Origin of the sequence: Candidatus Poriferisodalis sp., from assembly GCF_965262965.1 — a bacterium.
Classification (GTDB): Bacteria; Actinomycetota; Acidimicrobiia; order Acidimicrobiales; family Poriferisodalaceae; genus Poriferisodalis.
This window is the reverse complement of sequence record NZ_OZ253573.1, coordinates 2286520-2308497: the sequence shown is the minus strand read 5'-3', so window position 1 is coordinate 2308497 and position 21978 is coordinate 2286520. Positions and strand designations below refer to the sequence as shown.

General features: G+C 64.8%; 22 protein-coding genes and 2 pseudogenes. 14 read left to right on the top strand and 10 right to left on the bottom strand.

The window, feature by feature from the left end:
* Nucleotides 1-96: 96 nt before the first annotated feature.
* The 4 genes and pseudogenes from ACQY5K_RS11005 (at nt 97) to tcmP (ending at nt 5041) form a co-directional block, all read left to right on the top strand.
* Nucleotides 97-2244, top strand: a complete 2148-nt coding sequence (locus tag ACQY5K_RS11005) for a S8 family peptidase (protein WP_428115064.1) — start codon at nt 97-99, stop codon at nt 2242-2244.
* A 134-nt stretch (nt 2245-2378) separates the two neighbouring features.
* Nucleotides 2379-2513 (top strand): annotated as a pseudogene (locus tag ACQY5K_RS11000) (topoisomerase DNA-binding C4 zinc finger domain-containing protein); the annotation flags it as partial.
* Nucleotides 2514-3210: 697 nt separating this feature from the next.
* A complete protein-coding gene (locus ACQY5K_RS10995; RefSeq protein WP_428115062.1) occupies nt 3211-3957 on the top strand; it encodes a DUF5131 family protein in 747 nt (248 codons plus the stop codon).
* 4 nt (nt 3958-3961) lie between these two features.
* Nucleotides 3962-5041, top strand: coding sequence for a three-Cys-motif partner protein TcmP (tcmP, locus tag ACQY5K_RS10990; protein WP_428115060.1), 1080 nt, complete (start codon nt 3962-3964; stop codon nt 5039-5041).
* A gap of 53 nt (nt 5042-5094) precedes the next feature.
* On the opposite strand, the gene ACQY5K_RS10985 is transcribed toward tcmP, so the two are convergent.
* The 4 genes from ACQY5K_RS10985 to ACQY5K_RS10970 form a co-directional block, all read right to left on the bottom strand.
* Nucleotides 5095-5265, bottom strand: coding sequence for a hypothetical protein (locus ACQY5K_RS10985; RefSeq protein ID WP_428115057.1), 171 nt, complete (start codon nt 5263-5265; stop codon nt 5095-5097).
* Between the two features lie 144 nt (nt 5266-5409).
* Nucleotides 5410-6354, bottom strand: a complete 945-nt coding sequence (locus ACQY5K_RS10980; protein ID WP_428115055.1) for a nucleotidyl transferase AbiEii/AbiGii toxin family protein — start codon at nt 6352-6354, stop codon at nt 5410-5412.
* Nucleotides 6351-6968 carry a hypothetical protein gene (locus tag ACQY5K_RS10975; RefSeq protein ID WP_428115053.1) on the bottom strand — a complete coding sequence of 206 codons (618 nt, stop codon included), beginning with the start codon at nt 6966-6968 and terminating at the stop codon, nt 6351-6353. The genes ACQY5K_RS10980 and ACQY5K_RS10975 overlap by 4 nt, the downstream gene beginning before the upstream one ends.
* Nucleotides 6969-7052: 84 nt before the next feature.
* Entirely contained in the window at nt 7053-7880 is an 828-nt protein-coding gene (locus ACQY5K_RS10970) for a helix-turn-helix domain-containing protein (protein WP_428115051.1), read from the bottom strand.
* A 434-nt stretch (nt 7881-8314) separates the two neighbouring features.
* Here ACQY5K_RS10970 and ACQY5K_RS10965 point away from each other — a divergent pair, with 434 nt between their 5' ends.
* Complete coding sequence (locus ACQY5K_RS10965) at nt 8315-9097, top strand: DUF5131 family protein (RefSeq protein ID WP_428115048.1); 783 nt, start codon at nt 8315-8317, stop codon at nt 9095-9097.
* Between the two features lie 199 nt (nt 9098-9296).
* On the opposite strand, the gene ACQY5K_RS10960 is transcribed toward ACQY5K_RS10965, so the two are convergent.
* The gene (locus ACQY5K_RS10960; protein ID WP_419921253.1) at nt 9297-9422 is read right to left on the bottom strand and encodes a hypothetical protein; all 126 of its coding nucleotides are present in this window, start codon (nt 9420-9422) and stop codon (nt 9297-9299) included.
* A gap of 239 nt (nt 9423-9661) precedes the next feature.
* Here ACQY5K_RS10960 and ACQY5K_RS10955 point away from each other — a divergent pair, with 239 nt between their 5' ends.
* From ACQY5K_RS10955 to ACQY5K_RS10945, 3 genes and pseudogenes are all read left to right on the top strand, one after another.
* Entirely contained in the window at nt 9662-11071 is a 1410-nt protein-coding gene (locus ACQY5K_RS10955; protein WP_428115045.1) for an ImmA/IrrE family metallo-endopeptidase, read from the top strand.
* Nucleotides 11072-11100: 29 nt separating this feature from the next.
* Nucleotides 11101-11881: pseudogene (locus ACQY5K_RS10950) on the top strand (DUF5131 family protein).
* 241 nt (nt 11882-12122) lie between these two features.
* A complete protein-coding gene (locus ACQY5K_RS10945) occupies nt 12123-12443 on the top strand; it encodes a helix-turn-helix domain-containing protein (RefSeq protein WP_419921250.1) in 321 nt (106 codons plus the stop codon).
* Between the two features lie 179 nt (nt 12444-12622).
* Here the strand turns inward: ACQY5K_RS10945 and ACQY5K_RS10940 are convergent, their stop codons facing one another.
* The 3 genes from ACQY5K_RS10940 to ACQY5K_RS10930 form a co-directional block, all read right to left on the bottom strand.
* A complete protein-coding gene (locus ACQY5K_RS10940; protein ID WP_428115042.1) occupies nt 12623-13120 on the bottom strand; it encodes an antitoxin Xre/MbcA/ParS toxin-binding domain-containing protein in 498 nt (165 codons plus the stop codon).
* A gap of 207 nt (nt 13121-13327) precedes the next feature.
* The gene (locus ACQY5K_RS10935; protein ID WP_428115040.1) at nt 13328-14038 is read right to left on the bottom strand and encodes a hypothetical protein; all 711 of its coding nucleotides are present in this window, start codon (nt 14036-14038) and stop codon (nt 13328-13330) included.
* A 135-nt stretch (nt 14039-14173) separates the two neighbouring features.
* Entirely contained in the window at nt 14174-14347 is a 174-nt protein-coding gene (locus tag ACQY5K_RS10930) for a hypothetical protein (RefSeq protein WP_419921246.1), read from the bottom strand.
* A 348-nt stretch (nt 14348-14695) separates the two neighbouring features.
* Between ACQY5K_RS10930 and ACQY5K_RS10925 the strand changes: the two genes are divergently transcribed.
* The 6 genes from ACQY5K_RS10925 to ACQY5K_RS10900 all read left to right on the top strand — a co-directional run bounded on the left by ACQY5K_RS10925 (nt 14696) and on the right by ACQY5K_RS10900 (nt 20307).
* Nucleotides 14696-16081 (top strand): hypothetical protein, encoded by a 1386-nt coding sequence (locus tag ACQY5K_RS10925; RefSeq protein ID WP_428115038.1) that lies wholly within the window; start codon nt 14696-14698, stop codon nt 16079-16081.
* A gap of 185 nt (nt 16082-16266) precedes the next feature.
* On the top strand, nt 16267-16734 hold the full coding sequence (locus ACQY5K_RS10920; protein ID WP_428115036.1) for a mobile mystery protein A: 468 nt from the start codon (nt 16267-16269) through the stop codon (nt 16732-16734).
* Nucleotides 16731-17318, top strand: coding sequence for a mobile mystery protein B (locus tag ACQY5K_RS10915; protein ID WP_428115034.1), 588 nt, complete (start codon nt 16731-16733; stop codon nt 17316-17318). The genes ACQY5K_RS10920 and ACQY5K_RS10915 overlap by 4 nt, the downstream gene beginning before the upstream one ends.
* A 136-nt stretch (nt 17319-17454) precedes the next feature.
* Entirely contained in the window at nt 17455-17763 is a 309-nt protein-coding gene (locus tag ACQY5K_RS10910) for a hypothetical protein (protein ID WP_428115032.1), read from the top strand.
* A 115-nt stretch (nt 17764-17878) separates the two neighbouring features.
* Nucleotides 17879-18625 (top strand): integrase core domain-containing protein, encoded by a 747-nt coding sequence (locus tag ACQY5K_RS10905; RefSeq protein WP_428115030.1) that lies wholly within the window; start codon nt 17879-17881, stop codon nt 18623-18625.
* A gap of 8 nt (nt 18626-18633) precedes the next feature.
* Entirely contained in the window at nt 18634-20307 is a 1674-nt protein-coding gene (locus tag ACQY5K_RS10900) for an RNA polymerase sigma factor (RefSeq protein ID WP_428115028.1), read from the top strand.
* Nucleotides 20308-20349: 42 nt separating this feature from the next.
* Here ACQY5K_RS10900 and ACQY5K_RS10895 read toward each other — a convergent pair whose 3' ends face one another.
* Together ACQY5K_RS10895 and ACQY5K_RS10890 are read right to left on the bottom strand one after the other, a co-directional pair.
* Complete coding sequence (locus ACQY5K_RS10895) at nt 20350-21138, bottom strand: SDR family NAD(P)-dependent oxidoreductase (RefSeq protein ID WP_428115025.1); 789 nt, start codon at nt 21136-21138, stop codon at nt 20350-20352.
* A 57-nt stretch (nt 21139-21195) separates the two neighbouring features.
* Complete coding sequence (locus ACQY5K_RS10890) at nt 21196-21978, bottom strand: SDR family NAD(P)-dependent oxidoreductase (protein WP_428115023.1); 783 nt, start codon at nt 21976-21978, stop codon at nt 21196-21198.

Below are 21978 nucleotides of genomic sequence, written 5' to 3'. Positions count from 1 at the left end.
GAGCACCGATCGCATGGCAGCAAGCTCCGAGCACGGCTCGAAGCGGCACTCGGTCCTCCCCAAGTACCGGTGCGGATAGGGGGGATTGATCCAAGATTGGTCTTCAAGATCAGTGCCGGTTCGCGACTGACGGATGACGCGCTGCGGAACAAGGGCCTCCAGCACCTCGCTGAATCCTCGGGCTGGGATTACTTCGTGTTGCCCCACGATGACAATGCGACGAGTTTCCGCGATGCGCTCGAGGCGTACCGGCGCAGTGAGGTGGGCCGGTCGTTCTTCGGGCTGATCAAGGACATCGAGCCGTACGGTCCCGAGGACCGTCGAGGACCCGGTCTCGAGTCCGATCAGACGCTGACGTTTCCCCTGCTCGTCGACATCCATCTGTGGCCGGCTTCATCTGGTCCGGATGCACGGGAGCGCCTCGCGTCCGTCCGAGCCTTGCTAGGTGAACAAGAACTCGCGTCAGACGAGCAGCCCGCATTCCTGCTGGTACGTGGGTCGGTAGATGAAGAGACGCTGAGTGGCTTGCTCGTGCTCCCCGTTGTTGAGCGCGTCCGCGTTCCACCGAGCCCCTACATGTCTCCTACCGACTGGATAGGCGCATCAGCTCTGGACGCAGTTGAGCAGCCACCATCGCGATCCGGCGTTGTTGGCGTGATCGACGACGGAGTACAGGCCGGTCACCCGCTCCTGCAAGGACTCGTCGACAGCTTCGAAGTTCCGGCTGAACGCGCCTGGGCGCCGCCCACGCAGCACGGGACCATGGTCGCGGGCCTCGCGGCGTACGGAGACTTCGAGAGTGCATTGCGGGACGGAGCGTCGTTGCCGTCGCCCATTCGGGTAGTCGCTGCCCGCGTAGTTGAGAACTCTGCGGAACTTGGCAAGGCGACCTACCCGACAGCCACACCCGAGCACCGGATCCTTGAATCCGCGATTCGCGAAATCGTCCGACGGGGCGCACGGGTAGTGAACATTTCGCTCTCCGACCGGTCGCGGTACGCAGGGCCTCACGTCGACCACCGAACCGAGATGCTGGACCAGCTCGTGCGGGAACTCGACGTCGTCATCGTCGCCGCGTCAGGGAACGTCGGGGAAGCACTCCTTCCAGACGTCGAAGAACTGCATGCCGGCCATCCGGGTCACCTTCTCGACGACGAGAGCCGGGTGGCGGAGCCCGCAATCGCGGCCAACTGTCTCACTGTGGGGAGCGTCGCCCGTTCCGGTCAAGGCGCTCATCCCGACGGTGATTCACATCCGCAACTTCGAGCCGTCGCCGAGGTCGACCAGGTGTCACCGTTCTCACGCTCTGGGCCAGGATTCCGCCCGAAGGGCTCAGTCAAGCCGGACCTTGTGCATTACGGCGGCAATCTCGTGAGCCAGGCCAGGCTTTCGCAACGGACGCTTTCCGACACGAATGTTGGAGTGGCAACGGTGTCGCTCGGGTTTCCCGATCTGTTCCGAGCTTCGAGCGGTACATCGTTTGCGGCACCGCGTGTCGCCAGAATCGCTGCCATCGTTCGCGACGAGTACCCGGAGGCCTCGGCGAATCTGACCAGGGCGCTGGTCGGGCTCTCGGCACGGGTGCCAGATCCGCATAGGACGAAGGGCAACGCCAAGGCCGCAGAGTTCGCGAAGCATCTGAGGCTGGTGGGTTATGGCCTTCCGGAAGAGCAACGGGCAGTCGAATCGCTCCAAAACAGGGTCGTGATGACATTCGATGGAGACATCGAGACGAACACCAGCGTCATCCATCCGATACCCGTTCCGGAGGAGTTCGCCAGCGGCAAGTCAGACCGGACAATTGCTATTGCTCTTGCCTACGACCCGCCGACGCGTCGCTTTCGCCGTGAGTACCTGGCAAGCCGGATGCGGGTCGATCTGTATCGGGCGTTCGACCTGGACGAGCTGAGCGCAATCGTGAAGAGGCAACCGCTCGATGGAGACAAGTTGAGCCTGCCCAGCGACCGGCGACGAGTACAGCGCCTCAAGCCATCCTCAGAGGCAGTCCTTTACTCGACGCTTCAGGTACGACGCTGGCACGCCTCAGCAGCCACGTCTCTCGATCCCGACGATGGGGAGACGTACTACCTGGTCGTTACCCACATCAGCGAAGCTTGGGCTGAGCGAGCGGAGCCGGGCTACGGCCGGCAGCGCTACGCACTTGCGGTGGAACTTGAGGACCGTGGGCGCCAACAGATCAACATCCTTGAACGAGTTCGGGCACGCCTACGCGCCGTTGTCTGAGCTTCGATGTTGGCCGTCTGCCGCTGTCGCCTAAAGCGAAGCTCGAGATTTCATGAGTCACGAGGTCAAGCGCCCGGCGTCGCTAAGATCCGCCGTTCGTGGAGCACACGTTGAACGAACCGTCGCCAGGTCCGGCTGAGACGCCGCCTGACTGCCCGCGTTGCGGTGCCGGAATGGTCCTGCGCACCGCTCGAAAAGGAGCGAATCAGGGGAACCAGTTCTGGGGATGTCCGACCTTCCCGAAGTGCCGCGGTGTCGTCCCAATTGGAGGTCCGGAAGCGGCCGTCAGCGGTGCCGACGGTCTGTCGGGTCCCATTGCTGAGAGTCCTGATGACCTGTCGGAGGCGGCCGAAACGCATGCTGGCGCTGAACCGGATGCACCGGATGCGAACGGCAGCGGCAGCGGCAACGAACGACGTCGTTGGCGCGACAAGCTCGCCACGGCTGCCATCGGCACGGGCAAGACGATCGAAAAGGTTCGGCGATCCAGGTTGGAGGCCGTGGAACCGGACGCATCGGGCCGCTGGAGCAAGGAGCATCGCAGCAAGTTGCTTCGTTACGTCTACGAGCGAGACGATCGGCGCTGCGGCGTGTGCGGCGCCGAGACACGCATCGAAGCCGCCCAGGTCGAGCACATCGTCCCGAAGATCTTCGCCTTCTTCGACATCAGCAAGGCCGGCAAGGCGGTGCGGGGCACCCGGTACAAGAGCGTGTTGCACAAGCTGGACAACCTCCAGGCGTCTCACACCTACTGCAACAAGAACAAGGGCAACGCGGCGGATGTGACCCGCTGGCGGCACCCGACGATGCCTCCGCTGACGGTGGCTCTGGCCGAAGACGGTGCCGAGTTCCGGGTGCCGCCCGAACCAGTCAAGGGCCACTAGCCGACTTCGCGCAGAGGGGATCCTCTCGGCTCGGCCGACTCCAACTTCTTGGCTGTGACACCCCGCCTCTACCGTGGGGGGCGTGGCTGACAAGTCGGCGATCGAGTGGACCGAGGCAACGTGGAACCCGACCACGGGTTGCGACCGGACGTCCCCGGGGTGCGACCGTTGCTACGCGCTCACGCTGTCGAAGCGGCTCAAGGCGATGGGTTCGCCGAAGTACCAGCTCGATGGTGACCCGAGGACGAGCGGGCCGGGCTTCAAGCTCACCCTCCATCCCTCATCGCTCGACGTGCCTCGACGCTGGGGCGCACCGCGGCTCGTGTTCGTGAACTCGATGAGCGACCTCTTCCACGACGACGTCCCGCTCGAGTTCATCGAGCGGGTCTTCGAGGTCATCCGTGAGACGCCTCAGCACACCTATCAGGTGCTCACCAAGCGAGCGCAGCGGCTGAGCCGCGTTGCAAGCGAGCTCGACTGGCCGCGGAACCTGTGGATGGGCGTCAGCGTGGAGTCTCGCCGGTACGCCTTCCGAATCAATCACCTTCGCAAGGTTCCGGCAGCAGTGAGATTCGTGAGCGCCGAGCCTCTTCTCGGCCCGCTCGGCGCACTGGGTCTTGAGGGCATCCAGTGGGTCATCGCCGGCGGTGAGTCCGGTGCCAACGCACGGCCCATGGAGCACGACTGGGTCACCGAACTTCGAGACACCTGCACGTCAGCGGGCGTCTCGTTCTTCTTCAAGCAATGGGGAGGCAGAACGCCGAAGGCAGGTGGCCGAGAACTCGACGGCGAATTGTGGGACCAGCTGCCGCTCGAGGCGGCGAGCTAGCCGAGTGGCGGTTCCAACCGGGGTTCTCTGGAAGCGCGATCTGCACACGGCAGCGAAGCACACGCTGCTGCGCCGCTATGTGTCGGCGTGGTTTCCGATCATGGCAAGCCAGTTTCGCGACGTCGGGATCACGTTCTTCGACGGCTTCGCCGGGCCAGGGGCGTACACGAACTCCTCAGAAAGCTCGCCCTTGATCGCCATGGAGCATGCGTTGAGGGGCGAGGTGACGCGCTGGGGCACCCAGACACGTCTCGTCTTCGTAGAGGACCATCGCGGGCGCGCTGAGCACCTCACGAATCTTCTCAACGCTCGGTTCCCGCCCACGATCAGGCCACCCGGCTTGGAGGTTCGCGTCCGTCGCGGCAAGTGTGGCGATCTCTACGGGCAGGCGATCGCCGAACTGGGCGGGTGGGAAGGACCAGTCTTCGCCAATCTCGATGGCTGGGGTGCCGATACCAACTACGAGATCGTGCAACGGATCGGTCAGCAGCAATCATCCGAGGTGCTCGTCACGTTTGAAGATCAGTTCTTCATCCGGTTCGCCAATGGCGAACAAGAAGCAGGCGAACGTGTTTTCGGGCGCAGCAATTGGCGGCGCGTTGATCGGTTGAACACTGCTGGGAAGAAGCCGTTCCTTCTGGGGCTGTACCACCAGGGTCTACACACGGCCGGCTTTCCGCACGTGCTGACGTTCGAAATGATCGACGAAGGAGGACACTCTCTTCATCTCTTCTTCGGGACCACGAGTGACGTCGCCGTACGGAAGTTCAAGGATGGGTTGTGGGAGGTTGATGGTGTCTCCGGCCAGCGCTTCCGAGATCCTCGTGACCCCGACCAGATGTCATTCGACATTCTTCGCCCGGACTTCACCCCACTCGCGAACGGCATCGTGGAGCTGCTCGGTGGGCGCGAACACAGCATGGCTGAGCTCTGCAAGCACGCCCTCCTCGAGACGATCTACAAAGAGACCCACGTCAAACCGGTCGTGGACTCGCTCCTCGAGCAGCGCAGAGTGGAGCTGGCGCGCACCGGCAGGTCCTATGAGGATCGAGTGCTTCGCCTGGCGGAGCAATCGCTGTTCTGATTTCTTCCTCGGTTGACAACAGTTCCCCAATAGCCAGGACGAGTCCTCGTCACTCACCGGCGAGGACGCTGCGGTAGGCGTCGATGCTCCACTACACGGGTATGGCTGGGGTGATGGCCCGCATCCAGCCCGGCAGCTTCCTCAGCAGTGCGAAGGTACGGCAGCAACGTCAGTGCAATCGCAATGGTGACGTACATCATCGAGCTGGCGGCGGCGACCGGCATGAGTCGGGCTGCGCCGCATCGACATCACTCAGGGGTGACCGGCCTCGGGTCATTCTCTTCACTGATCCGTCGAGCGCCGACTACCTGAGCAAGGCGCCAGGCAGGTTTCGCTAGTCCGGTGTCTGTCGCACCCCGTGGAACGTGTCAGAGCAATTCGCCGTGATCTCGGACTCGTTGACAGCACTGTTCGAGCGTCGAGATGTGTGCAGTCGGCCAAACCAGTCGTCGGGTGACGTCGTCGTATGCCTGGACGAGCCAGTCCGGGCACTCCCCCCAAGCTGAACTCTCTGCGAAACCGCCACTCGGCCGGTCGGAGCTGGACAACTGGACAGCCTGTGAGTGCTGGGAAACCTCTCGGGCAAGCACGTCGACTCGCACCTGCTCAAGTTCGGCCAAGATCCGCGGCTCTCGCAGCAGTGCATCGACGTCGTAGTAGTGGCGCGCTGTCTTGCGTCGCCGCTCGTTATCTCCGACTTCGGCAGCATTGTGAAGGATCATGAGCTTTTCGACGAGGGTCCGAATGGGATCAAGAACCAGGAGCGGCACCGGTCGATTCTCGGCATAGTCAGGGTCAAGTCCTGCGCTGGCGGTGTACTCCGAGATGAGTGACGAGACCTTGATGAGCGTGCTTGGTATTGCTCCCCCGCGGGAACCGATTTCCATCACCACATCGCTCTTCAGCGAAACAGACGAGAATCTCGCCGGGTAGTGCAAGTTGACCGTGCGCTTGACTCCCATTGTGGTCGTGGAGGCGTCCGTCGTGCCCTGCAGACCTGTCTTACTTTCGGCCGCGGCCGCGAATTCCTTCAGGATCGAGTCTCGTGATTTCTTGCCTCCGCTGGGAAGCACCACGAGCAAGTCGACGTCCTCGGAGAACCTCTGGATGAGCCGGCGAGCTTTCGACAAGCTCGTGCCGCCCTTGAAGATCACCGAGCAGCCAGTGGCTTGCGACGCATCGGCGATGCCTCGCAGCGCCTCCGTGACCCAGAAGTCCTTCTCGACATGGGACACGGGAATGCCTGAGGCGAGTGCAACGGCGCTCACGTATCCCTCGAGTTCGTCCAACTCGTCATACAGGCTGAGCATCATGATCCGATTCGTTCGGCGAGGAGTCGCCAGCGTCCGCGCGCGGCCACATGATGCTCGCTGTGGATCTGCTCGCCGATCTGTTGGGGGCGGATGGCGCCGGACTCGGCGAGCTGTTCAACAACAGCGGCCGCCCGCTCCCAGTCGACCTCGATGAAACGAGTGCCGTCCCGCATCAACTCGAGCACTGCCACCTCCAGCGACTGCAGACTTCGGAACCCGCGATCAGCAGAACGAGACACGAACGCCACTCCCTTGGGAGGTCGTGGCGCCCGCCCAGCCACAGCGACAACGTCGACCGAAGGAACCTGAGTAGTGAGGCCGAGGCTCGCGGCAGCTGAGAATCCCGCGGGCCCAGAGCCGCTGCCGGCGACGCGCAGACCGACGTCCATGGGCGCCGGTGCGGGCATGCCAGCGCGGGTTTGAGGCCCTTTCCAATAGAGCCCCTTGTAGACGCGTACTAGCTCGTTCCTGCTCGCCATCCGTGCCAACTCGCAGTCGATCGCGTGGCAGGCCTCAGGCAGGTCAGCGCGGGACACGAATGAACGCGTGGGGATGCGCTCGACATGGTCACGAACGACCCGGGCATTGCTTATGAGAAAATATCGTAGCAACATTTTCTCATTCTTGCGATCAGGCGCCAGGGCGATCGCCCTGGCGGTGACATCTACACCAGTCAGCGGTGAACGGCCTCAGGTCATTCAGCTCGCTGATCCGGCGCGCGCCAATTCTTCGCCAGGTTTTCTTGCCGTGTCGCCGCCCGTGAGCGTCGAGTACAGCTTGCGGCGCCCCACGCGTTCCGACGTCACGAGGCCTGCAGACTCGAGTTCCGTGAGCACTTGGACCACCCGGCTACGACTTACCCCCACTTCGGCCAGGAGCCGTTCATCCCCAGCGTGCGTCGGTCCGTAGTGAACGAATGCGTCGAACACCTTGGACGCAGTCGCAGACATGCGCGAGCGAGCTGATCGCTGCTCGATCAACCGACTCGTTGCATCAGCCAAATCTTCGGACAGGTAGAGATCGCGAATGGCCGAGAGTGCATGCCGGGGCGTGCATGGAGCGATGGACTCGATGGCTGTCGCGACTCTCGACCGCAAGAGAGCCCCTTCGGCAGCAGTGCCGCTCGCCGCTCGTCGATCCACGAGGTCTTGAAGTCCTTCGAGGTCGAACGACTGAAGCTCGACGACGACATCGAAGAACGTGTCGGCTGGCGGTTCGAGATGCGATGACGTGCCAGCGACCACCCATTGGATCGGGAGCTCCCAGAGGTCGTCGCGCAACCTGCCGAACATTTCTTGGCAACCGTCTGAGTCAAGGTCGTCCACAAGGACGACGTGCCGGGAGGCGGTTTGCTGTTGTCCGAGTGCCACCTTGAGATGCCTCAAGGGATCCACAACCACCTTGTACTGAGTTGCGGCGAGTTGTCCGAACACCTCAGCGAAAGGATTGCCGCGTTCGCGGGGCAGAGCATCCGAACGAGTAATCGCGCGTTCAACTCCCTCCAGCCACTCCGCGAGAGTCTCCACACCTTGAAGGCGTATGTAGCGCGCCTCGGGATGTTCTCGTTCGACTTGACGCAGGAAGGAAGTACGACCGCTGCCGGGAGGGCCATGCACGTACGCATTTAGGCCGAGTTCGCGCGCCCGGCGGACTCGCTGAAGCTCCGAGCTACGGTTGGCGAACAGCCGGTTATCGGCATCGGAAGTCGTAAGCGGCCGCTGCCACAGCAAAAACATTAACACAATTTACAGTTATATATGTGAATTTGCAAGTTTTCGACCGCAGAGCCGAAGATGGCGCTGGAGTCGGTGCCCTTTTTCAATAGCAGGGGTCGCAACTAACCGGGTGCTCGACGACGTCTACTGCGTCACTTGGCTCGCCGTCGCCTGACGCACACCGAAGGCGTGGGTGCGCTGAATCCAACTTCTTGGCTGTTACACCGTGGCCCTACCGTGTGGTCGTGGCTGACAAGTCGGCGATCGAGTGGACCGAGGCAACGTGGAACCCGACCACGGGTTGCGACCGGACGTCCCCGGGGTGCGATCGCTGCTACGCGCTCACGCTGTCGAAACGACTCAAGGCGATGGGCTCGCCGAAGTACCAGCTCGATGGTGACCCACCGACGAGCGGACCAGGCTTCAAGCTCACCCTCCATCCCTCATCGCTCGACGTGCCTCGTCGCTGGGGCGCACCGCGGCTCGTGTTTGTGAACTCGATGAGCGACCTCTTCCACGACGACGTTCCACTCAAGTTCATCGAACAGGTCTTCGACGTCATCCGAGAAACGCCCCAGCACACCTACCAGGTACTCACCAAGCGAGCGCAGCGGCTGAGCCGGATCGCAGGCGACCTCGACTGGCCGCCGAACCTGTGGATGGGCGTGAGCGTTGAGACCCGCCGGTACGCCTTCCGTATCGATCACCTGTGCAAGGTGCCCGCAGCGCTGAGGTTCGTGAGCGCCGAGCCGTTGCTCGGACCGCTCGGCGAGCTCGATCTTGCGGGCATCGGCTGGGTGATCGCTGGCGGCGAGTCCGGTGCGAAGGCCCGGCCCATGGAATTGGGTTGGGTCACTGAGCTCCGTGATACCTGCGTCTCGGCCGGCGTGGCTTTCTTCTTCAAGCAATGGGGAGGGCGGACCCCCAAGGCCGGTGGCCGGGAACTCGAGGGCGAGCTGTGGGACGAGCTGCCGGTCGAGACGGCTCGGTCGAACGGCGGACGCAAGGAGCTGCTGGCGAGCGTCTAGGTGGGGTTCAGCACGGCTCTTCTAGCGATGTCTTCGGTACGATGAGCGCACCCCACCGGGGCGCGTAACCCCGGCCCGACGGCCCCGGCTTCGGCCGGGGCTGTTTAGCGTTTGGGTCCCTGCCGATAGCCGATCTGCTCGAAAAAGCATGGCTCATCAGCGCAATCGCACCACTACGGTGCGTGTCGTGGACGCTTGGCTATACGAGCCGGATGCGCAACCGAAGCTCAAGCACCACTGGAAACTCGATCGTGCGGGATTCGTCGAGGCCGGCTCGCAACAGGTCGGGAAGTGCCCGGTTGGGATGAGCTTGGACGATGCTCAAGTGCTCTTAGACAATTCGGTTCCGTACTCCCCGTCTCATTGGTCGCGGCCGTACCCTCAGCGGCTATACGCGGTCAGCGATGGAGTCGTCTATCGGGCCACGCCGACGAATCCCGGCATCTCGTACCATGGATTTCCTGAACATCCAGACCGGTTCCCGGACAAGGGCAACGCAAAGCAGGTCAAGCAGTGTCTGCTGGATGAAGCCGAACGTCAAGGATGCGGACGGGAGGTGCGCCGATGGATGAACTGGTGACGCGCTCCGCCGACGGCGAGATCGAGTTCGCGCTGAGCTGGCCATCGCGCCGACAGCCTTCGACCGGCGCCGAAGCGACCCTCGGGTGCTTGCGCGTATGCCTCCGGGGTCGGCCTGTCTGGCACGGCGTCGATGACAGGACCGGTGTCGACTGGACATGGATCGAACTTCTCGAATTTCTGGGTGAGTACTGGCTGTTCTTGTCGGTCGAAGACGGCTGTCCGCTTGGCGTCGCGCCGACCACGGCACCGAGAATGCTCGCTGCGGCAGAGGCGGCTGCCGATCGACTGCCGGCTGCCGAAGCCGAGTTCGAGCGTGAACAGATCGAGGCATACCGCTCGACGCATGACTTGGCGGAAGCGCTGCAGGGGGCGGTTTCTCCCCCGTTGTGGGTTGTTCGGGACGGAAACGTGGGCTGGATGGCTTCGAGCGCAATGACCGCTAAGACCTCGTTCAGCGAAGTGCTCAGAGTGTTGACCGATGTCGGCGATCTCATTGCGCTACGGCTCGATGGATTGAGCGATCCGCGTTCGATCCAAGCGGTGATGACGTGGCATGAGCGTGACGGCCATGACCGGCTTCGCTTCATCGAAGCGGTGACCGGCTATCCCGCTGAGTTGGTAGCTGAGGTCGAGTCTGTATTCCCATCGCTGGACGAACGTGACGCGGACACGCTTGTCTCCAACGAATTGCTCGCTGCTGCTCGTCTCGTCGGTCCTCAACCCCTCACGACGTTGCAGCCGATCGTCGAGGCCGTGCGGCGGGCAAGAAAGGTCAAGACGTCCAAGCTGGACCATTTGGCAGCTCATGCAACTGAAGCGATCGGATCGGTCGCGGACGAGCCGCCGTACGTCCAGGGACACGAGCTGGCTGGCTGGCTGCGGGCTCAACCAAGCATCGCCAACGGAAGCGGCCGGGTGAATCCGGATGAGCTCCTGCGGTCGTGGGGCGTGCCCGTCGTCGAGGTCGGCCTTGGGCTGCTGAACGTCGATGCAATCGGCTGCTGGGGTCCCCATCACGGTCCAGCCGTACTCCTCAACACCGATCGGCGTCACGCCTCGAGCTTCGGCCGCAAGCGAGCGACGCTGGCGCACGAGATCTGCCATCTCCTTGTCGATCGTTCGACGTCGCTGCCCCTGGTCGAGGTGCTCGGCGGCCGGACCGCACGACATGTCGAGCAGCGCGCCCGTGCCTTCGCGGCCGAGTTGTTGGTGCCACGCGAACTCGCCGGCCGACTGTTCTTGAGCTTTGGCGGCCAGGATGATCGTGCGGCGAAGTCGCTTCGGGCTCGCTACGGGGTCAGCTCGGCAGTGCTCGGCTGGCAGGTGCGCAACTCGAATGTCCCGCTCACGCCTGCATCACGCCATTTCATCGACCGGCTCATCGGGGAATAGCTGCGACAGCCCGCCCCTACGGCTGAGGCGTGGCGAACAAGTCGGCGATCGAGTGGACCGAAGCAACGTGGAACCCGACCACGGGCTGCGCTCGGGTGTCCCCGTTGCGACCGCTGCTATGCGCAGACCCTGGCCGAGAGGCTCAAGGCGATGGGGTCGCCGAAGTATCAGAACGACGGCGACCCGCCGACGAGCGGGCCGGGCTTCAAGCTCACCTTGCATCGGTCATCGCTCGATGTGCCTCGACGCTGGAGCGCACCCCGCCTCGTCTTTGTGGATTCGATGAGCGATCTCTTTCATGGCGATGTGCCGCCCGAGTTCATCGCGCAGGTCTTCGAGGTGATTCGGGAGACGCCCCAGCACACCTACCAGGTGCTCACCAAGCGAGCGCAGCGACTGAGCCGGATCGCAGACAGTCTCGACTGGCCGTCGAACTTGTGGATGGGCGTGAGCGTGGAGTCACGCCGGTACGCCTTCCGCATCGATCACCTGCGCAAGGTGCCCGCGGCGGTGAGGTTCGTGAGCGCCGAGCCGTTGCTCGGCCCGCTCGGTGTGCTCGATCTTGCGGGCATCGGCTGGGTGATTGCCGGCGGCGAGTCCGGTGCCAACGCCCGGCCCATGGAGCTGGACTGGGTCACCGAGCTTCGCGACACCTGCGTCTCGGCCGGCGTGGCTTTCTTCTTCAAGCAATGGGGAGGGCGGACCCCCAAGGCCGGCGGCCGGGAACTCGAGGGCGAGCTGTGGGACGAGCTGCCGGTCGAGACGGCTCGGTCGAACGGCCGACGCGAGGAGATGCTGGCAAGCGTCTAGGTGGGGCACGGCACCGCCCATCCAGCGATGCCTTCGGTACGATGAGCACACCCCACCGGGGCGCGTAACCCCGACCCGACGGCCCCGGTTTCGACCGGGGCTGTTTAGCGTCTAGGCCTCGAATGCCTGGGCGTCGTGGCCGAAGTGGGCTCGAGTAGCGCTTGGCAGCGACATCGCACTGGCGGCATCATCGCAATAATGCGATAATTGCGTGCGTCGCGATCCGTGATGGAGTCGAGCTGTGGCTAACCGATCTCGTTGGGAGGATGTCAAAGCAGGCCGCGGTGAGCCTTCCCCGCCGACTCGTGCCGCCGTCGAGCAGGATCTTGCATTGGGCCAGCTCATCCACGATCTCCGGGTGCAGGCGGGCCTGAGCCAGCGCGAGCTGGCAGAGCGCATGGGCACGACCCAATCGGTGATCTCGCGCCTCGAGGAAGGCGGCGGAGCACGAAACCGAATCGACACCCTCGCCCGCGTCGCCTCCGGGCTGAACCGACACCTCGTGTTGTCGTTTCCCGCGGAGCCTCCCAGCCAACTCCGCGACGCAGTGCAAGTTGCCTGAGTCTTCCTGATTGTCGCTCAGAGTCAAGCGACGGTCATCGCGGACGAGGTCTTCGGGGGAGATCTGGAGCAGATCCACAACGGCGACGTCTGTCAAATCGAGCACCGCTGTCATGCTGACGTCGACCTGCCACAGTTGGCGCGGCGAGAGCGACCAGCCGGGGGTCGACTTCGTTCATGTCAGGACGTGACGCCCTCCGCGAGCGCGAGCAGCAGATCAATCACGCGTTGGTACTCGCCGGCGGCGATGACGTCCAGCGGTTTTCGGTAGCCGAGGTCCGGGTCGGGTGTCCGCAGCCAGAGCCTGATGGCATCTTCACGGATGACTCTGCGGGCGAGGTCGACGACCGCTCGCAGCTCGAGCAATCGTTCCTCGGCCTCTCGGCTCGGAACTGCCACAGGGTGACGACGGTGAACAGCATTCCGAACCCGAGCAGCATCGCGATGGCGCGGCCGAATCCCTGCTCGCCGACCAGCACGCTGCGGTAGGCGTCGATCACCCAGTACACGGGGCTGGCTGGGGCGATGGCCTGCACCCAGCCGGGCAGCGCTGTCAGCTGTGCGATTGCCCCGCCGGCGCCCGCGACCGCCATGGTGCCCAGCATCGGGATGGCCTTGCCTCCCACGATGTGGATCGTGCGGATCGGGGCGATGCGCAACCGGTCCCAGGTGCCCCATCCGTGCTCGCGGAAGAACGAGAACCCCATCGACCCGGTTCCCATCAGCGCGAACAGCGAGGCCAGAGCGGGGACCGAGTGAGCCGGCCCGCCGATGATCGCGTCGGTCACGAAGAACAGCAGCACGCCCGGCATGCCGATCAGCGCGAACAGCGGGAACGGATCGCGCCGCAGCAGGCGCAGCTCATTGCGAGCGACGAAGAGCGTTCTAGCAGGGGCGGGCGGCCAACAGACCAGGCACTCTTGAGGGTTGCAGGAGGTCGGCCGCGAGAGCGGGTGCGGTCCACTGCATGACCTTCACGAGGTCACCGTAGAGATCGTCGAGAGTAAATGTCCCCTTGCGGCCGCCCGGCAGCTTCCGTGTCCAGGGTTTGGCGATGGGCTCATGGTGTGCGAGCCGATTGCGGAGGCCAAGGAGATTGATCATCGACTGTTCGAGGGTTCGTCGCCGATCCCCTGGGGCGTGGCCGGGGATGCCGGTGAAGGCATGATCGAGAGCGGTGTTCCAGAACGACTCCTCGTACCGGCCCGAAACGGTGTAGCGCCAGAAGCCGAAGCTGACTTCTGCGATGGCTGCACCATGGGAAGCCCAGGGCCCGCCGGCATGTTTGCGAGCTTTCGTGAGTGCCTTCTGGGCGTCCCGGTCCCACCAGTGGCCACCAACGGGTATCCAGGACGAGTTCCGCATCCAATCCTTGACGCGCGGTGCGACTCTTGCCACATGTCTGCTGAGTGCCTGGTCGATGAGGTTTCGGAAGACGATCTCGACTGTTCGGAAGTCGGTGAAGAGGGCTCCGGCGATGGCTCCAGTCCACTCGTACAGTTCGGCTGCAAGTGAGCGGTCTCCATGGGCGAGCGTCACGTAGGTCTCGAAGCGCTGTGGCGAGATCAGATGCTCGAGTTCAGCTGGCGAGACCACCCTTCGTTCATAGTGGATGGGTCCTTCCTTCCCACCGACGTTTTGGATAGGGTGTGACCGACAACCCCGAGGGGTCGCTTTCCGAGCGGCTTCCGGGGTTCAGTCGTTCTAACAAGGGCCTGATCACGCGGCGGGCTAGCTCTCCTTCGGCTTCTCGGCTCGGAATGCCCACAGGGTGACGGCGATGAACAGAGCCGCGAACCCGAGCAGCATCCCCACGGCTCGGCCGGATCCCTGTTCGCCGCCCAGCACGCTGCGGTAGGCGTCGATTGCCCAGTACACGGCGCTGGCTGGGGCGATGGCCTGCACCCAGCCCGGCAGGGCCGCCAGCTGAGCGATGGCCCCGCAGGCCGTAGAGGCCGCCGAAGAAGGCCAGATTCTCCGACACCCGCAGCGACAGGTACAGCGCCGTCCGTTGGGCCGCGCGGTATCTCGGCGAGCCGGGCCGGGCACCCGAGACGTCAAGTCGCGTCCCACGCTGGTCGTGCTCGTAAACGAGGAACAGCTCATCGCGTCCGAACTTGGAGGTCTTCGGACGTCTGCACGCTTTGCGCAGACGTCGAAACCGCACCGAGTACCCCGACGCTGACTTCTCCGTGCGGTCGTGGCCGCGGCAACCAACGCGCTGGGGATGCGCGCAGTTGGCAGGATGGCCCGGTGACAGATACGGCCCGCAATCGATTCGAGACGTCATCGCTCTGCGAGCAGGATGTCGGTGACGCAATCGCTCGCATCGCGGCGCGTGATCCCGAAGTGGCTCGCGAGGCCGGCGATGTGTACGAGTCGTTGACCTGGGGCGAGGGGCCCGGCGTGTTGAGTCAGGCCGGGTTGCAGCATTGGCTGTGGTACGTCGTGCCCACGAAGTACATCACCGATGAGGTGGGCTACATGGGCCAGTTGGCGGGGGCGGCCGCGGCGTTGCTCGACGAATTGGGGCTGCACGCATATGCGGCGATCTGCCGGTCGCCCGAGACCGCAGCCGTCCATGCCGCCTTCGACCGCAGCGACAACGAGGGAATTTCGGCGCTGCGCAAGGCGATGCAGCGCTCGGGGATCGATCCGCCCGACCTGGCCGATTTTGAGTGGAGCTCGGTGATGGGGCCCGAGGAAGCCTCTGCACGCTCGGCGGTGCAAGATGCGCTCGAACGAGCGATTGCAGTGGGGGAACTCGCCGTAGGCGGCCGCGGCTGGCGGGCAGCGCAGGCCGCCGTCGCTACGGCTGCCCTCGACGGCGGCCATCCGATCCTGCCGGGCCAGTCGTGGCGGACAGCGGTGATCACCGAGCGGCTGGAGCGGTGGATTGCCGCCGTGTCGGGGCGCAGCGAGCAGTTGTCCGCGGCGCGGGCGAGGGTGGCGAATCGACTGCTGCATCGGGTCGAGCCGCCGGCGGGTGCACAGGAATCGCTTGGCCCAGTGCTGTGGCTGCTCGAACGGTTCGGTGACGAGCAGACCTTGACTCAGGCCGGCTATCTCAAGCCGGCGTTCGTGCAGTCCGTGCAGCGCGACCGGCCTTGGACGTACCGCTACGAGCTCGACCGGCCGCCTCGCACAGAGACCGACGACATGGTGCTGTATCACCTTCGACGGTGGTTGCAGCGTGCCGGTGCGTTGCAGAAGCGCAAGACGTTGCTGCGACGGACCGCTGCCGGAACCGAGATGACCGCGGACTGGCACAAGGCGTGGGACAGGCTCACCCGGCATCTCGCGCCGTCGGGCTGGGATGGCTTCGTCGCTGAGACGGCGGTACTGCACTTGATCGACCGCGGCAGCGAGGTGTCGTACAAAGAGCTGACCACCTTGGTGGCTGCGGTGGCGGTGGACATGGGCTGGGCATCCACTGCCGACGGAGTGCGAGTGTTGCCGTCGGCGATGGAGGTGTCGTGGGCGTTGAGCGAGTCGCTCAGCTCGTGGAGGGCGTGCGACCTGGTCGTCGACAGGGGTGACTGGCAGGACCGGCGCCTCGCGCTGACCGAGGTAGGCGTCGCGGCGGTGCTGACCTACCTGCGGCACGTCGGGGCGGGCCCTCGCGACTCGCCTTGGTAGGCGGAGCACGGGAAGGGGAGTCCGTCGTCGGTGTCGAGCGGCATCTCGGTCGCGATTCGTTGACAACTTATCGACCGTTTCAAGTGACATTAGACACTATATATAGATTGTAGAAGGCAGATCTATCGACTATGTTTACATAGTGGATCGAAGAGCCCCTTCACCTGCTGCATGAGGTTGCGACCATGAAGAGCACACGAGCTATCGCCCGCGATCGCCTCGATGACCGCCTCTCGAGCCTCAGACCACTGGCCGACCTGGCGCGGCCGCACACAGGGTGGATTCGGGCGGTGCGAAATGCCTTGGGCATGTCCGGTGCAGACCTCGCACGACGAATGGGCGTCAGCCAGCAGCGAATACCCGCGATCGAACGCGGCGAGCAGAACATGACCATCAAGCTCGACACGCTGATGCGGGCTGCCGATGCACTGGACTGCGCGCTCGTCTACGCACTCGTCCCTCGCACGAGCCTCAACGACATGGTCACCGCGCAAGCGCAGCGACGGGCAACCGAGCATGTGCGTCGAGTCACCCATCACTCCCGCCTCGAGGATCAACAGCCCGCCGACGACGACATCGCCGCGCAGATCGAGGAGCTGGCCGCCGACTTGGCTGAACAGCGCGGGCTGTGGAGCCGCGACCGAGCGCGATGAGCCAATGGCTGCCTCTCGCCGGCGAGGGACACACCCCGTTGTCCCCCGACGACCGCAAGGGCCTGCTGCAGAGCCATATTGCAACCCGAGACGACCTCAACGACGCAGAACAGCGAAACATTTCGATCGCACTCCGTCGCCGGGCGCCCACTGTCGACATGCTCCTCGACGACAAGTACCTGCGTGATCTGCACGCTGCGATGTTCGGCGAAGTGTGGTCCTGGGCAGGCCGCTACCGCCTGCGCGAGACGAACATCGGCGTGACGCCGATACAGATCGTTCCCGCCGTCCGAATGCTCACCGAAGACGCCAAGGCCTGGGTCGACTTCCGAACATATGAACCGGACGAACTCGCTGTTCGCTTCCATCACCGCTTGGTCGAGATCCACTCGTTCCCGAACGGCAACGGCCGGCACAGCCGCATCTGCGCCGACTACCTCGTCGAGGCGCTCGGTCGCGATCCGTTCAGCTGGGGCAGCAACGTGTTCCTCGACACTGATGAACTGCGGGATGCGTACCTGACGGCCCTGCGTACGGCCGATGGCGGCGATGTCTCCGAGCTGCTCAGCTTCGCCCGGAGATGAATGAGACTCAGTGATGCCTCAGGCACGGGGGAGTGTGTTGCGGCTGACTTTGTGTCGCTGTTTGTGGTTGGTTTCAGCCAGCGTGGGAGGGTTCTGGACCGGACGTTGAGGAGTCGTGTTGAGTGCCGAGTCTGGTGTGAGGAGGAAGCGGTTCTTGTCGCCGCAGGAGAAGTACGAGATCTGGATGCAGCTTGTGCGTGGGGAGACCACGGTGAGCGAGGCAGCCGATCGGGCGCGGGTGGACCGGTCGACGGTCGCGAAGCTGCGCGAGGTCGCCCGCCAGGGCGCGCTCGATGCGTTGGCGCGGTCGCGTCCGGGCCGGCGGGACAAGCAGCGGGACGTGGAGCTGGAAGCGGCGGGGGCCGAGGTCGAGCGTCTGCGCACAGCGTTGGCCGAGATGGCGGTGAGGTTGACGCTGGCGGAGGGAAAAGAGCGTTGGGGCTGAGTGGCTGGGTCGGTTCTGGGCCGACCCGTCCACCGTGCGCCGGGTGCTAGAGCGCCGCGACCTGCGCTTTCGCGGCCCGAAGCGGCACGCGCGCTCGCTCCGCAGGCCGTGGCCGGTGTGGGTCGAGCAAGCCCCGAACCGGATATGGATCTGCGACACGACGCACTGGACGCGAGCCCGGGCGGCCACCACGGTGATCTGCGACGTGATCTCGCGCAAGCCGATCGCCGACATCACATCGGCCGACGAGACCAGCATCGAGGTCCAGGCCGTGTTCAACTGGGCACTGCGCAAACAAGGCCTCGACGACGTCATCGAACAGCGCACCCCATGGGACCCCGACTCCGACGCAGTGCCGGTGCTGCTGGTGATGTCCGACAACGGGCCCCAGATGCGCTCGGGGACGACACGGGAGTCCATGGCACTGTGCTGGCTCGCCGCCCACTACGGCCGACCCGGCACCCCCACCGACCAAGCCTGGACCGAGAGCCTGCTCGGCCACCTCAAGACCGAACAGCCCCACCTCGAACTCATCGACGACATCGATGTGCTGCGCGCCGAACTCGAAATCCAGCGAGAGCGCTACAACACCATCCGACCGCACGCAGCCATCGGCTACGCCACCCCCGACCAAGAACACCGCAGCCACCGACACACCATCCGAGCCGCCCGACGCGACAGCCTCGCCCGAGCCCGCCGACAACGCATCGCCTACCATCGCAACCAACCAATCCCGGGAACCCCAACATGCGGGCTGAATCCTCCACCAGAAGCGACATCAAGTCAGACACACGTCAGGGGTTGGCGCAACTCCAGAGTCACCCAAGAATGTGACGACGAGGCCGCCCGGGGGTCGCGGTAGCATCGTCAATGACGGGAGCGACGGCGCTCCCGCTGTTCCGATGCGTGACTGCTATGGCCCTGCGCCTTGAAGACAGAGATCTGGTCATCGCGTACCAAGCTGGCGATACCGAGGCGTTCGCCGAATTGGTGCGGGAGTACCGGCCGCAGCTGGTCAGTCACGCGCGCCGTCGCTTGAATTGCGACGAGTCTGCCCAGGATGCCGTGCAGGAGACGCTGGTGCGTGCCCTGCGGGCGATACCTCGCTTCAACGGCAACTACATGGTCGGGCCGTGGCTGCACCGAATCTTGGCGAACGTCTGCATCGACGAGGGCAACCGGCGCCGTCGCGAGAGCGAGAAGTCCGAGCGGGTCGCGCACACCGATACTTCGGTGGGTCCGTCGCCCAGCGCTGAGGTGGAACTGGGTCTCGACGTCGATCACACCGACGTGGCGGCCGCGTTGGAAGAGCTGTCCGAGCCCTACCGAGAGGCTCTGCACCTGCGTTTCGTCGAGGAGCTGTCCTACGACGAGATGGCGAAGGCCGCCGGCGTGTCCGAGGACAACGCCCGGGCGAGGGTGTCGCGGGCTCGAAGTGCCCTGCGTGCCGCGCTGCGGGTTGCGGCGTTCGTGCCGGTGGCGCTTGTGGGCCTGCTGCGCCGGGGCGAGCGGGCTGCCGCTGCGGTGTCGAGCCAGTCGCCGGGCGGTGGAAGGGCTGCGCTGAATTCGGCGATGCCGATGTTTGCCGAGACGACGCCAGTGGCGTCGCGGGCTGCCGCTGCGGTGAGCAATGCCGCCACCACAGGTGTGCCCATCGTGGCGAAGGCGGCGGTCGGGTTCGGGCTTGCTACCGCAGTGATTGCCCCAACGGTCGATTCGCCGGTCCACAGGGCCGCCGATCGGGTGCTGCCCGATTCGGTGATGGAAGTGCTGGCGCCACTTGCTATGGAATTGTCGGCGCCTGATGCGCCAGTGGTGGTGCCGGCGGCTGCGCCGGTGACTGCTGTAGCGGAGTTGGTGGACCCTGCCGACACCGAGGTGGCTGCCGAGGCAGCGACTGCGACGGCCGCAGCTGCGGTGCAGGATGAAGCCCCTCAGGCAGCTGCGTCGGCTACGCCTGTAGCTGCGTCTAATTCGGCCAGCGACCGCCAGGTCGCCGACGGGTCTGGTGACGGCACGGTGGCTGCTGCACAGACGGTGGCTGAGTCGACGGCCAAGTCCGCTGATGCGGTCGCGCCGGTGGTGAAGGTGACGGCGACCAGCAGCGTCGAAGGCGCCCAGTTGACGTTCACCCCGTCGGGCGCCGACCGCTATGACGTGTCCGGCACCCTGTCGATGACCGCGGAAACCACCACAACGACCACAACCGGCGATGACGAGACTGTGGAGACCGTCACGACGACTGAGTCGGTGTCGGTTGTGTCGCCGAGCACCGCATCGCTCGATGCGGCAGACCCGGCGGTGGACGAGCGTCGCTTCAGCGCCCTGCTGGTCTTCGCGGCTGGCGCCGACGGTGCATCCGCCGAGATGCGCCTGGCCGCCCGCGGCACCATGAATGACGATGGCTACCTGTCGATGACCGGCCGCTTCAGCGCCACGCCCACTGAGTCGCTGCCCTTCATCGTGAGCGGCACCCTCTCTGGCACCCTCACCCTCGACAGCGACGGGATGCCTCAGTCCCTCACCGTCACCCTCACCCCGTAGCCACTCGCGCTCTCGTGCCAGCAGCCAACTGAGAGGCGCAAATCAGGCGTTCTTGATGAGGAGGCCGCCGTCTACGGGGAGGATGGCGCCGGTCATGTACTGGCTGGCGGGCAGGCAGAAGTTGAGCGTGCCGTGGGCCACTTCCTCGGGTTCGGCGTAGCGGCCGAGCGCGGTGCGGCGCTTGGCGAAGATCGTCTTGTGCTCGTCGGGGATGTCCGAGGTCATAGCGGTGTTGATGGGCCCCGGGCAGATGCAGTTCACTGTGATGCCCTCACGGCCCAGCTCCACCGCCAGCGACTTCGTCAGCCCGATCACGCCGTGCTTGGCCGCCGTGTAGGGCGAGCCGAACTTCGTAGCGCCCCAGCCCTCGGTGGAAGCGATGTTCACGATGCGCGCCGCATCTGACTGCCGCAGGTACGGCAGCGCCGCCCGCACGGTGTAGGTGTGCGCTGTCAGCAGCACCTCGAGCGAGATCGCCCAGTTGTCCTCGTACTCGGGGGCATCGATCGGCGAGAAGCGTGAAATCCCGGCGTTGTTGATGACGTGATCGATGCCGCCGAACCGCTCGGCCATCTCGCCCGCGACCTCGTTGACACGGTCGCGGTTGGCCACGTCCATCGTCCAGCCCGCGGCCGAGCCGCCGGCGTCGTTGATCTCGGCCACCACAGCGTCCACCTCGGCCTGACCCAGGTCGGTCACCGCAACATGCGCACCCTCGTCGGCGAACAGGTGAGCCGTCGCCCGTCCCTGGCCCATGCCGGCACCGGTGATCAGCGTCACCCGCCCCTCGATCGACCGGTTCAATGTCGACAGTCGTCTCGTCGTCCCCACTTCGTGTCTCCCTGTTGATTGCGGTTGGTTGCGGCTGAGTGCGGTTCGCGGTTCAGGTCAGCTGGTCGCCCAGGCCGTGCCGCCGTCGACCTTGAGCACCGAGCCGGTCGTGTAGCTCGACGCCTCGGATGCGAAGTAGAGCGCAGCGCCCACCACCTCGTCGGCCTCGCCACCGCGCCGTAACGCGATTTCGCTCTCGGCCCGCTCGTTGAAGGCCTCCATGTCCCAGGCTTTCGAGATGTCGGTCAGGAACGGGCCCGGCATGATGCAGTTCACCCGCACGCGCGGCGCGTATTCGCGAGCGAAAGACTGCGTGATCGCATGGATCCCCGCCTTGGCCGCCCCATAGGCCGTCTCGATCGGTGTGGGGGCCACCGCAGCCACCGAACTGACGTTGATGATCGAGCCGCCGCCCGCTTCGTACATGCGCTTGCCGAACACCGCCGAGGCCCGGAACGGCCCCTTCAGGTTGACGTCGATCACCTTGTTGAACAGCGATTCGGACACCTCGTACAGCGACGGGTACAGCGGCGACAGGCCGGCGTTGTTGACCAGCACCTCGCAGTGGCCGAACTCGTCGTAGACGCGCTCGCACAAGGCATTGTTCTGCTCCCAGTAGCCGACATGGCATTCCACTGCCAACGCCCGCTGCCCGGTGGTCGAGCGCACCTCGTCGGCGAGGGCCTCGCAGTTGTCGAGCTTGCGCGACGCGATCACCACATCGGCGCCGGCCCGGGCGAACGCCAGCACCATCTCGCGGCCCAACCCGCGGGAACCGCCGGTGACCACCGCCACCCGGCCCGACAGGTCGAACAGCTCTGACGGCGACTTCGGCGCCAT